The 12,274-nt window shown below is 58.9% G+C and carries 8 protein-coding genes; 5 read left to right on the top strand and 3 right to left on the bottom strand.

The window, feature by feature from the left end:
- Positions 1 to 15: 15 nt before the first annotated feature.
- The gene (locus tag PSEBG33_RS13310; RefSeq protein WP_005788357.1) at positions 16 to 4,356 is read right to left on the bottom strand and encodes an amino acid adenylation domain-containing protein; all 4,341 of its coding nucleotides are present in this window, start codon (positions 4,354 to 4,356) and stop codon (positions 16 to 18) included.
- 113 nt (positions 4,357 to 4,469) lie between these two features.
- Here PSEBG33_RS13310 and PSEBG33_RS13305 point away from each other — a divergent pair, with 113 nt between their 5' ends.
- The 5 genes from PSEBG33_RS13305 to PSEBG33_RS13285 all read left to right on the top strand — a co-directional run bounded on the left by PSEBG33_RS13305 (position 4,470) and on the right by PSEBG33_RS13285 (position 10,461).
- Positions 4,470 to 5,645: an isochorismate synthase gene (locus PSEBG33_RS13305; RefSeq protein WP_005788358.1), complete on the top strand. Its 1,176-nt coding sequence runs from the start codon at positions 4,470 to 4,472 to the stop codon at positions 5,643 to 5,645.
- A gap of 27 nt (positions 5,646 to 5,672) precedes the next feature.
- Positions 5,673 to 7,508, top strand: a complete 1,836-nt coding sequence (locus PSEBG33_RS13300) for a (2,3-dihydroxybenzoyl)adenylate synthase (RefSeq protein WP_005788360.1) — start codon at positions 5,673 to 5,675, stop codon at positions 7,506 to 7,508.
- 39 nt (positions 7,509 to 7,547) lie between these two features.
- Positions 7,548 to 8,771 (top strand): histidine decarboxylase, encoded by a 1,224-nt coding sequence (locus PSEBG33_RS13295; protein WP_005788362.1) that lies wholly within the window; start codon positions 7,548 to 7,550, stop codon positions 8,769 to 8,771.
- 28 nt (positions 8,772 to 8,799) lie between these two features.
- Positions 8,800 to 9,132: an isochorismate lyase gene (locus PSEBG33_RS13290; RefSeq protein ID WP_005788364.1), complete on the top strand. Its 333-nt coding sequence runs from the start codon at positions 8,800 to 8,802 to the stop codon at positions 9,130 to 9,132.
- Positions 9,133 to 9,531: 399 nt separating this feature from the next.
- Positions 9,532 to 10,461 carry a LysR family transcriptional regulator gene (locus PSEBG33_RS13285; protein ID WP_005788366.1) on the top strand — a complete coding sequence of 310 codons (930 nt, stop codon included), beginning with the start codon at positions 9,532 to 9,534 and terminating at the stop codon, positions 10,459 to 10,461.
- 48 nt (positions 10,462 to 10,509) lie between these two features.
- Here PSEBG33_RS13285 and PSEBG33_RS13280 read toward each other — a convergent pair whose 3' ends face one another.
- Together PSEBG33_RS13280 and PSEBG33_RS13275 are read right to left on the bottom strand one after the other, a co-directional pair.
- Positions 10,510 to 11,406: an alpha/beta hydrolase gene (locus tag PSEBG33_RS13280; RefSeq protein ID WP_005788369.1), complete on the bottom strand. Its 897-nt coding sequence runs from the start codon at positions 11,404 to 11,406 to the stop codon at positions 10,510 to 10,512.
- 16 nt (positions 11,407 to 11,422) lie between these two features.
- The gene (locus tag PSEBG33_RS13275) at positions 11,423 to 12,274 is read right to left on the bottom strand and encodes a LysR family transcriptional regulator (RefSeq protein WP_005788371.1); all 852 of its coding nucleotides are present in this window, start codon (positions 12,272 to 12,274) and stop codon (positions 11,423 to 11,425) included.

A 12,274-nucleotide genomic window follows, 5' to 3' on the forward strand; every position in this document is an offset into this window, starting at 1 on the left:
GGTATTGCTATGTGGTTATGCGCAGGCGAGCAATCGCTCGACATCTTGTGCGTTACGGCAACGCAGTAATTGTCCGGGGGAAAGCGTCACCGCCAGTTCCTCTTGGAGCCGGGCCGCGATGGCTTTCAAATGCTGGGGCCGCAGGCCCAGACTGATGAAGTCGACCGATGCATTGGCGCCATACTGCGGGGGCCTGCCCAACACACTCAGGTAGATCGCCAAGACCTTGTTGCCCTGGGTCGCAACGACCTCTTCGGCAGGTTCCTGCAACAAGCTGCGGGCACGCGGGCGATCAGGCTTGCCGTTTTGCGATAACGGCAGCGCCTCCACCGCCAGGAATCGCGTGGGCACATGGGATTGCGGCAAATGCTCGCGAGCGAACTGGCGCAACTCGGCGGCGGTCAAGGGGGCGGCGTCTTCGGCACTCACGTACAGCGCACCAATGTTGACCTCGCCCTGGCGCTGTTCGCCGTAGTCCACTACCAGCACATGCCTGACCGCCGGATGCTTGATCAGCTCGATCTCGATGTCGGGCAGCGACACGCGTACGCCGCGCACCTTCACGTAGCCATTCACACGGCTGTCGAACATCAACGTGCCGTCACGGCGATAGCGCCCGCAGTCACCGGTCCGAAATGCGCGTACGGCCTGGCCGTGCTCATCGATGACGCTGATAAATTCGGTTTGTGCCAGCGCGCCGTTTTCCAGATAGCCCAGGGCCAGGTTGACGCCTGCCGTATGAATGCGACCGACAACGCCTGCTGGGCAATGGGCTCCCTGGGCATCGAGAACCAGATAACAGTTGCCCGGTAACGGTCGGCCGTAGGGAATTTGCAGCTGGTCATCAGCAGTGATGTCGTGCCAGATGCTCCAAATCGTGGTTTCTGTCGGCCCCCCCAGGGAAATCAGGCGGGACGATGGCAGCAGCCCGCGCAACTCGGCGATCACGCCCGGCTTGATGTAGTCGCCGCCCTGGGCGATCAGGCGCAGACTGACCAAGTCATGTTCACCACGGCACGACAGCAGCATTTCCAGAATGGCCGGCACGGAACACCACAATGTCACACGGTGCCTGGCGATCAACTGATTCCAACGCACCGCATCCTTTTCCTCGCCGACGCCAGGCAGCACCAGAGTGGCGCCGGCCGTCAGGCAGCCAAGCACATCGAAGACCGACATGTCGTGGTGCAGCGGGGTGACCGACATGAACACGTCGCCCTGGCTCACGCGCCAGTGTGACAAGGTGCTGCCGATGACATTGGCCGTGGCACGGTTGCACAACACCACGCACTTGGGCTTGCCGGTGGTGCCTGAGGTGTAGAGGTAATACGCCGGCGCTTCGCTCATTGAGCGATCATCCAACATTGGCGCACTGGGCTGCGGCCCGGCCAGCAATTCGTTCGGCGTGGCGTGGGCTTGCGCGACCGTCTCGCCCGAGCTGATGACCACCAGATCGGGTCGACAGTTTTCCAACAGATACTTCCGACGCTCGTCTGGCGCCGAGGCGTCGATAGGTACCCAGATCACGCCCGTCAACGCACAGGCCAAGGTCAGCGTGGTGTGCTCCGGGCTGCGTGGCAAGCAGATGGCGACCACCTGGCCCGGCCCGATGCCACGGACCTTGAACGCCGCAATGACACGCGACACCCCCGCTCCCAGTTCGGCGTAGCTGATCTGCCGCTCGCCGCTGATCAGGGCGATCCGTTGATTGGCGGGATCGAACAGGTGCTTGGCGATTTGCGCCAGGAATCCTTCGGCACTGGCCTCGGTCGTCGAGCTATTGAGGCGATAGTGAGAGGTGTCGATGATCGCGGTAGCGTCCATGGCAAACTCACCGCTGGCGCTGATCTGGCTGATGGCCTTTTCCAGCGCATCCAGGATGTCGTGAACCACCGCTGGGTCCAGGACTTCCCGTGCATAGTCGATATCCAGCATCAGCGCGCCCTCGGCGTTAGCCCAGAAGCGAATATCCATGGCCACCTGAGGCGTCTGGGTCAGGCCGCCTTGCAACTGCATTAGACTGTTCGCCGCCGACACTGGCCAGGAAAAACCATTGGTAATCACCACCGGCAGCACTGGCCCAGGGCCGTGGGATTCGAACAGCAACCGGGCGAGGTCAACGCCCGAATAGGCCAGGTGTTGCAGCCCTTCCAGCACGTCCACTTGCAGCTTCGCCGCACGCTCCGTCAAGGTGCCGGGAGCCTCGCTTCGGTTGATCGCGATAAAGCTGGAACGATTGGCAAATGCACCACCCGTTTGCGGCGCAACAGGCACCGCCACGCACAAGCTGCCCTCATCGATCCAGTGGGACAGCACCTCCATTACCAGCGCCATCAGGGCGGAGTTCTTGAATAGCCGCTGCCGGGCGCCCAATTTGCAGAAACCGTTGAATACCGCCTTGGGCACTTGCCGGCTTTGGCGCTCGTAGCGCGATGCCCGCACTTGATCGAGCGGCACCCGCCATGGCAGGCGTGGTGCACCCGTCACATCGGCGAGCTTGGTCTTCCAGTAAACCGCATCGGCCTTGCGTTGACCGGTCTGATCCACCGAGGCAGGCGCAGCCTCGGCAGCGGGCTCATCGCCAGTCAGGCCGTCGAACAGCTCGACCAACAACGCAGCAATGGAGCGGCCGTCGAGGATCAACGCATCCAGGCGCACGAACACTGTCAACTGGTGGTCGGGCAGGTGGAAGATCGTGACATTCCAAGGCGCACGGTCCAGCTCGAAGATGGCGTGGGCGTATGCCTCACGACGCCCATCGATGTAGGCCGACGCTGCTTGCGTCGACATCGAGGTGAGGTCAACTTCCTCTAGATTGATGCAGGCTTCATCGCTGACATAACTCACCAGCTTGAGCGCATCCACCCGTGTGCGCAGGCTGTCATGGCGCTGAACCATCGCCGTCAGGCGACTGCGCAGCAGCGTCGGGTCCATGGCCCCGTGGTATTCACGAAACTCCTGCATGGCCACGCCGCCGAGAGGCACCTGGGTGCCACGGCCCAATAAGTACGCCTGCTGCAGTGCTGACAGTGGTTTTTCGAGAGTGCGCGATACACCGACATTGAGCGTTTGATCCAACGCGCGAGAATCGGCCGCCACTTCCTGCGTAATCGCCACAAAGCGGTCAAAGAACGTCGTTACCCACGGCAGTGGCAACGCATCAAGACGGATATCCCAATTGATCAGGATACCGCCATCGGCGCAGGCAATCTGTGCATCAAGAGCCACCTGAGGCCCTTGGGAGATGACCCAATTCATCGGGCCGAATACACGCCGGACGCGCGGCGAAAGCAAGTCGCCACCGGGCATGTCCAGCGCAGCAGTAAAGACCACCGGCGCCAGCTGTGGCGAACCCTGATGGCGGGACAGATCGCGCATCACATTCACGCCCGGATAGGCGCAATGCTCAAGCAGGGTGACCATTTTTTTCGCCAGCTGCGCACACAGCACGGCCGGCGTGGCGGCGGACTCGATGTCCACATCCAGAATCAACACATTGGCAAAGTCACCCACTACGCGCTCGACATTATCCACCAACGGCTGGCGCCAGAACGTCGGTACATTGAGGCGCAAGCTACGGTCGCCGGTCTGCTCACCGAGCACCGCCGCAAACAGCCCCATCATCAAGGTCGAGAGGGTAATCCTGCGTTCCCGTGCCACTTGTTGCAATGCCTGACGCTCGACGGGGCCCAGCCAGGTATGGAGCCGGTGGCTTTGCGCTTGCTCCGGCGGGCGTTCAAGCAATGGCAAGGTGGGTGCCGGGGCAACGTGCGCCAGGCGCTCACGCCACCAGGCACGGTCGCGATCACGAGCGGCCTTGAGCGCCGGGTCGACACGGGCCTTGTCGTACCAATCGAAGAAGGATGGCGTGTGCGGCAGCGTGTCATCGGGCTGCTCGTAAAGCCGGGCCAAGTCCTCCATCAGCGTGCGGAAACTGGATGGGTCGATGGCGATCATGTCGGTATCGACATGCAGGCGAAACCTATCGTCCGCCATCAGGCTTACTGCAAACCGGGCGCCCGGCCCATGGCCGAGGTCCAGTTGCTGATGTGTCCACGCCTCCCGCTTGGCCAGCAGGTGGTGGGCGGCCTCCGGCGCGGTCATGGCACGCAGGTCTTCGACTTCCAACTGAGGCGATTGGTCCATGGAAGCAATGAATTGCAGCCCTTGCGCATCCACCCGCACTCGCAGCATCGGATGCAGCAGGCTGGCCCGCTCAAGCGCTTCGCGTAAGCGGTCCAGTTCAATGGAATGGCCATCGAACTCGGCATAAAGATGAGCCGAAACCCTCCCTAAAAAGGCGTGAGCAGTACGCCCGATCCAACAGGCGGCTTGCATCGAAGTTAACTCTCTCATGGTCCACTCATGTGATTGACAAATCTAAATGATTAGCGTCACCTATTAAAAACGATAATGATTATATTTCAAGATATAAATTTTCGACCACAAGCCACGGAGGCTTTCTGCAAATGAGAACGAGCACCCTTAGGACGAGCGACATGGATGAGGTGCAACAGCTTGATGCAACGCGGAGTTTTTCATTTACCTCGGGTGATCGTGAGCTAGCCGTCAGCGGCATGTTGCAACGTATCGAAACTCCGGCCATCGCCGGCGAAAACGCCAGCAGCCTGTTTCAAAAAACCGTTTCGCACGCCTTTGAACAAGCGCGCAAAGCTGGCCAGGCCAACCCGATTATCGTCGGTGCCATCCCCTTCGACCCCGCTGAAGCGTCCTGCCTCTACATCCCCGAACACGCCGAGTGGCGCGCCCGCAGCGGTGCCGTGCAAACCGGCGCGGCCTCGATGCCGGAACTGCTTGAACAAAAAAACATACCGGACGAGCAAGGCTTCAAGCGCACGGTCGAACACGCCATCGTCAACTTCCGCCACAGCGACGTGCGCAAGGCAGTGCTCTCGGTGCAGCGCGAATTGCTGTTTGCCCAAGATGTGGACGTGAGCGCCATGCAGAACAATCTGCGGGCCCAGAACCCCGGCGGCTACCACTTTCGCGTGCCCATGCCGGACGGCGCCACGCTGATCGGCGTCAGCCCCGAATTGCTGGTGCACAAGGACGGTCTGGACTTCGTGTCCAACCCCCTGGCCGGCTCGGCCAAACGTATGGCTGACCCCGAAGCCGACCGACGTAACGCCGACTGGCTGGCCGCCTCGGAAAAAGACCACTACGAACACCGCCTGGTGACCGAAGACATCGCCTCCCAGCTCAGCGAATTGTGCACGCAACTGAACGTGCCACAGCGCCCTAGCCTGATCAGCACGCCTGCGTTGTGGCACCTCTCCACTCGTATCGAAGGCACCCTGGCCAACCCCGGCATCTCGGCCTTGCAGTTGGCTTGCCGCCTGCACCCAACCCCTGCGGTCTGTGGCTTCCCTACCGAGCGCGCCCGGCACCTGATCCGATTCGTCGAACACGTCGAGCGCGGCCTGTTCACCGGCATGGTCGGCTGGTGCGACGCCCAAGGTAACGGCGAATGGGTCGTGACCATCCGATGCGGCACCATCAAGCGCAACAAGGTCCGCCTGTTCGCCGGCGCCGGCATCGTCGAAGCCTCAAGCCCCGACTCCGAATGGACAGAAGTCCAGACCAAGCTCGGCACCATGCTGCGCGCATGCGGCCTGGCCCACTAACTTCCCCATTTTTCAGCAGTGACCCTCATGACTCTAGAATTCACGCACTGGCCCCTCGAAAGAGCACAACGCTATCGGGAAAACGGCTACTGGATCGATCAACCCCTCACCCACCTGCTTCAGGCCCGCAGCCAAGCACAGCCCCAGGCTTGCGCGATCATTTGCGGCGAGCGTCGCTTCAGTTACGGCGAGCTAGACCAACTGTCCTCCAACCTGGCCTCGCGCCTGGCCGCCAACGGACTTGGCCACGGCGACACCGCGCTGGTGCAACTGCCCAACATCGCCGAGTTCTACATCGTGCTGTTCGCGCTGCTCAAGGCCGGCATCGTGCCGCTCAACGCGCTCTACAGCCATCGCAAACTGGAGCTCAAAAGCTACGCCAAACAAATCACACCAAAGCTGTTGATCGCCTCGCGTGAGCATGAAGTGTTTCGTGATGACGGCTACCTCGCCGACCTCAACGAAGTCGGCGCAAGCCCTCAGGTCACGCTGTTCCTCGGCGAACAGCACTTCCCCAACAACCTGACCGCATGGATTGAAAGCCCAAGCGACAGCCGCGTGGACTTCTCTCCCAGCGCACCAGATGAAGTTGCTCTCTTTCAGTTATCCGGCGGCAGCACCGGCACACCCAAGCTCATCCCACGCACCCACAATGACTACCACTACAATGCCCGCACCAGTGCCGAGGTGTGCGGCCTGAGCGCACAAACACGCTTTTTGTGCGCCCTGCCGGCAGCGCATAACTTCCTGCTCAGCTCGCCGGGCGCCCTGGGCGTATTGTACGCGGGCGGTACCATCATCATGGCGCCGAGCCCAGAACCGCAGACCTGCTTTGCAATGATCCAGCGCCACGAAGTCAACACCGTCGCCCTGGTGCCCAGTGCCGTCGCGTTGTGGCTGCAGGCCGCGCCGCAGCGCACCGAGCAACTGCAATCGCTTGAATTCCTCCAGGTCGGCGGCGCCGTGTTCGCCGACTCGCTGGCCCGCCAGGTGCCCGGGGTGCTCGGCTGCAAACTGCAGCAGGTGTTCGGCATGGCCGAGGGCCTGATCAACTACACTCGCCTGGATGACACCGACGAGCAAATCTTTACCACCCAAGGCCGCCCGATCAGCCCGGGGGACGAAATCAAAATCGTCGATGAACAAGGTGTGCCCGTAGCGGAGGGCGAGCCCGGCATGTTGGCTACCCGCGGCCCCTACACCTTCTGCGGCTACTACCAGAGCCCCGAACAGAACGCTCAAGCCTTCGATAACGAGGGTTACTACTACTCCGGTGACCTGGTGCAAATGACACCCAGCGGTGACTTGCGCGTCGTCGGCCGGGTCAAGGACCAGATCAACCGGGGGGGCGAAAAAGTCGCTTCCGAAGAGATCGAAAACCTCATCGTGTTGCACCCCGAGGTCACCCACGCCGGCCTGGTCGCCATGCCCGACGCCGCACTCGGGGAAAAAAGCTGCGCCTTCGTCGTCTCGTGCAATCCCAACCTCAAGCCGCCCGCCCTGCGCCGCCACCTGATCGAACTGGGCATCGCCGAATACAAACTGCCCGACCGCATCCGGCTGATCGACACCATGCCGCTCACCGCCGTGGGCAAGATCGACAAGAAACAGCTGCGCCATCTGCTGACGGCGGAAACCACCCGCGCCTGGCTCAAAACCCGCGTGTTGCAATTGATCGAAGACGGTGAAGAGCTGGACCCCGAGGAAAACCTGATTTTCTACGGCCTCGACTCCCTGCAAGTGATGAAACTCGCCGCCGAACTCAAGGAGCGTGGAATCGCCGTCACCTTTGAAGAACTGGCCGACTCGCCCACGCTCGCCAGTTGGTGGTCGCTGGTGGACACGCGGAAAACAGCGGCCTGACCGGGCCGCTTCGCCCAGTCGATTTAAACGGAGTTAGAGATGACTTTATCCACGGCCGACCAAAGCAGGCTTGAACACTTCTGGCAGCACTGCGTGACCCATCAGTACTTCAACATCGGCTACCCCGAATCCGCCGATTTCGATTACTCCCAGTTGCACCGTTTCCTGCAGTTTTCGATCAACAATTGCGGGGACTGGAACGAGTACAGCAACTATGTGCTGAACTCGTTCGACTTCGAAAAGGACGTGATGACTTACTTCTCCGAGCTGTTCGACATTGCGCTCGAAGACAGCTGGGGCTACGTCACCAATGGCGGCACCGAAGGCAATATGTTCGGCTGCTACCTGGCCCGCGAACTGTTCCCTGACGGCACCTTGTATTACTCCAAGGACACCCACTACTCAGTGGCCAAGATCGTCAAGCTGCTGCGCATCAAATGCCGTGCCGTCGAATCCCTGCCCAACGGCGAGATCGACTACGACGACCTGATGCTCAAGATCGCCGCCGACCAGGAGCGTCACCCGATCATCTTCGCCAATATCGGCACGACGATGCGTGGCGCGGTGGACAACATCGCGACCATCCAACAACGGCTGCAACTGGCGGGCATTGCCCGGCGTGACTATTACCTGCATGCCGACGCGGCACTGAGCGGGATGATCCTGCCCTTCGTCGACCACCCACAACCTTTCACGTTTGCCGACGGCATCGATTCGATCTGCGTGTCCGGGCACAAGATGATTGGTTCGCCGATCCCATGCGGCATCGTGGTGGCCAAGCGCAAGAACGTGGCGCGCATCTCCGTGCAAGTCGACTACATCCTGGCCCATGACAAAACCATCAGCGGCTCACGCAATGGCCACACGCCGCTGATGATGTGGGCGGCACTGCGCAGCCACTCGTTCGCCGACTGGCGCCAGCGTATCCGCCACTGTCTGGACCAGGCGCAATATGCCGTGGATCGCTTCCAGGCAGCCGGCATCGATGCATGGCGCAACGAGAACTCCATCACCGTGGTGTTTCCCTGCCCGTCAGAAGGGATCGCGAAAAAGTATTGCCTGGCCACCTCTGGCGACACCGCGCACTTGATCACCACGCCTCATCATCACGACAACTGCATGATCGATGCCTTGATTGATGAGGTCATCGCCGAGTGTGACACCGACGCCTGGAGCATTGGCGCCGCCCGTGCTCATCAAGACACCCATGAGCGCCCCCCTGCCACTGCCCGGCTGGCATGCCCACGCTTCGACGTAATCTGAAACCGAACCCCTATTAGAGACAAACACCATGTCGTCACTGAAAGTACCCGAGGCGTGCGAAAGCCTCACCGACATCCGCGCTGGCATCGACTTTTTCGACCGTCAGATCCTTCAGTCACTGCAACAGCGCTTGGGTTACGTGAAAGCCGCCGTGCGCTTCAAGGCCAACGAACAAGCGATCCCCGCGCCGGAACGGGTTGCGGCGATGCTGCAGGACCGCCGCGAGTGGGCCGTCGAGACCGGGTTCGATGTGGATTTTGTGGAAAAACTCTACGAGCACATCATTTATTGGAACATCCAACAGCAAATTTCCCATTGGCAGGCGCTTTATCCGCAGCGAAGTATCGAAAACACCCGCTAAAGCGTCGAAAGGCCCGCCCATTTAAGTCCACCCGCTTTGACTTAATGGCCAACGCCAACACGTCCTCAAGAATCGATGAACAATCGCGCTGATTCGAGAGCGATCAGTGAGCAATCTCGGGCCCATGAGCTGCTTATGAACATCTGGCATCGCCCACTTTTAAACGAGGTGCTATGTCAGATGTTCAATTCAGGGCTGCTGTCTCGCGAACCCAGTGTGCATGAGATCCAAAGCCCCGTTCACTGTCTGCCTCGCTATTTCCAGATCATTTCCTGGATCACGTCTCGTCATCAGGGACACCTGCGCACTCATAACACTTACAGGTAGGTCGGGTTCAAAGTGCGGTACTCTTTCCTGAAAACCGTAGGTGCGCCCAATGGCACAGCAACAGGAGCGACCGTGAACAAGTTGGCTGAAATGCAGTGCTTCGTGGTAATCGTTGATACCGGCAGTATTTCAGAAGCCGCAAGGCGTCTTGGAACAGCCAAGTCGGTGGTCAGCCAGCGTATCCGGCAGTTGGAAAAACGCCTTGGCATTATTCTTTTCGATCGAGGTCGCCAAGTAAGCCCGACTGAGGCGGGAAAAGTGTTTTATCAGCACTGCGTACGTATCCTTGCAGATGTTGAGCACGCCGAAGAAGCCATTCTTGCGTTCACGTCAGAATTAAGCGGCAACCTGCGTTTGTCGGCACCGATGGCGTTCAGCAGCCGTTATCTGACGCAGATTCTTTCGTCTTTTGCACTGCGCTACCCGTCGTTGCGCCTGGATATTGAATATGATGACCGTTATGTGAATTTACAGGAGGAGAACTTTGATGCTGCGATTCGCATTGGTGAATTGCCTGACTCCTCCCTGGTCGCCAGAAGCATTGCTGGAAACCGCCATCTCATCTGTGCAAGTCCTGGGTATATAGCCACTCATGGTGCGCCGCAAACGCCCGAGGAGCTGGCCGAGCACCATGCCCTGCTGTATGTGCATCGTGAGCCTCACGGCATGTGGGCATTGCCGGTAGGTAACTTGACAGAGTCTTTCCGGGTTCGAAGCCGGATGCGCACAAACAATGGATTTCAATTGCTGGAGGGGGCAAAAGCTGGCATGGGGCTGGCGATATTGCCTACGTTCCTTGCCGTGGATGCAATCGTTGCCGATGAGCTACAGATCGTGTTGACTTCTTACGAGCCTCGGGGCGGTAACATATCGCTGGTTTATCGCCAGTCTCAGCGCACCTCGCCCAAGATGGAGGCCTTGTCGAACTTTCTGATCGAACAGATTGGCAGTCCTCCTATATGGGAACAGCAACTGACGGCTTATCTGGAAACCGTCAGTTGACTGTGCGCAAAGCCCGAGATCTTCGTTTGCTTTGAAGGCCTGGTCATGTCAGGTGTTGAGGTGTTGATTGAACCAGCTGGCAGCGGCTTCACTGGTAACCTTGAAGTTTTCAACATAGGGGGTGAAGTGCCCTCCTTTGATCATCACAAGCTTCTTTGGCTCCAGTGCTTTTTCATAAGCCGCGAGGCATATATCCGTGGCGGTCAAAAGATCGTTATCCCCCACAATCATCAGGAACGGTGTTGGGCTGATACGCGAAATAAAATGACCAGGTTCGTTCTCCCGGAACAACTCGGTGCTCCTCAAGGTCACCTCATTCTTCCAGTTCGGCGCAAACGACCTAGTGTTCATGAAGAACTCATAACTATCTGCTCCTACCATGGCACAGGCAACGCTCGGGTCATCGGACACCGCCGCAATGGTTGCGGGTTGTGCACCTGCAAAACGGGCCTGCCGGTCATTGTCATAGCGAGCAAGCATGGCAGGCACGAGGTCCGAGCGTAGCCGGCGCTTCGCCGATTCATAGCCACTGATCGAGGGAACCTGAGCAACAACGCATTTTACGCGACGATCAATTGCAGCAACTTCTATGACATGTCCGCCGCTCAGACTTGTTCCCCAGATGCCAATTCGCTGTGGATCAATGCCTGGAAGTGATTGCACAAAGGTAATGGCGTCGCGATAGCCACGACGTTGCAAGACAGGGTCCATCTCCTGCCGTGGCGTGCCTTCACTGTCACCAAAGTTTGCATGGTCATAGACCAGTACATGAAAACCTTGCGAACAGAACACCTCCGCATATTTATCAAGGTATTGTTCCTTGACCGATGTAAAACCATGCGCCATGACAATAGCGGGTGTTGCAGACGAGGTGTTTTCTGGCTCATAAAGCCAGCCCTTTAATAGAGTTTCCTCGGAAACAAAACTGATGTTGCTGCGTTTCATAACATCCTCACCATATTCAAACTATTACCTGCGCACTCAAGAGTGCGCGCACAATCGCCTTTAATCGTGGTACATCACGCAAATCACGATGGTAACCAAGCCAGAGTTCTCGACCTGGTGGAGACGCTTGCAGATCAATCACTTTAAGCCCCGGGATTTTTTGCCCCACGACCACGGGCAATACCGCGAGTCCTAGCCCTGCCGCGCATAACTGCGCCTGAATGATCCGATCATTACTGCGTTGCATGACGGACGCTTCGGGTAGCAATTGCTGTAGCCATGCCACATCCGGAAAATGGTTGAGGTCTGCATTCATCAGAATCAGGTTGACCCCCTCCCCTGTACCGCTGGCGACGCTGTAGTTCTGCGCCGCGTACACCGCATATCGAACGTCCATCAATTTGCGCTGAACAATATCCGGTTGGTCGAAGGGAACATTTCTAAGTGCAACGTCGGCTTCACGTCTCGATAAGTCGAGCATGCGCGGCGAAGTCAGGATTTCCACTCGAATATTCGGATGCTTGCGCGCGACGCAAGCCATCAAGTCAGGCATTACATAGCCGGCGAACCACTCCGGACAGGTAATTCTTATACCGCCCTCAAGGTGCTCATCATGGATTGCCATCTTGCGATTTAACGCCAAAGCGCTTTGTTCCATGCTTTCTGCCAAATCGAGAATGGATTCGCCTTCGGCCGTGATCACCAGCCCCTCCCCGGTGCGCTGGAACAATTTTTGGCCCAACGCTTCTTCCAGGGCCTGCACACGGCGACTCACCGTAGGTCGGCTGACCCTCAGTTGCGTTGCTGCATCGGCATAGGTTCCAGCGCGCACAACGGCAAGAAAGACCTTAACATCGCCCCACTCCAT

This window comes from Pseudomonas synxantha BG33R (genome assembly GCF_000263715.2).
Taxonomy (GTDB): Bacteria; Pseudomonadota; Gammaproteobacteria; order Pseudomonadales; family Pseudomonadaceae; genus Aquipseudomonas; species Aquipseudomonas synxantha_A.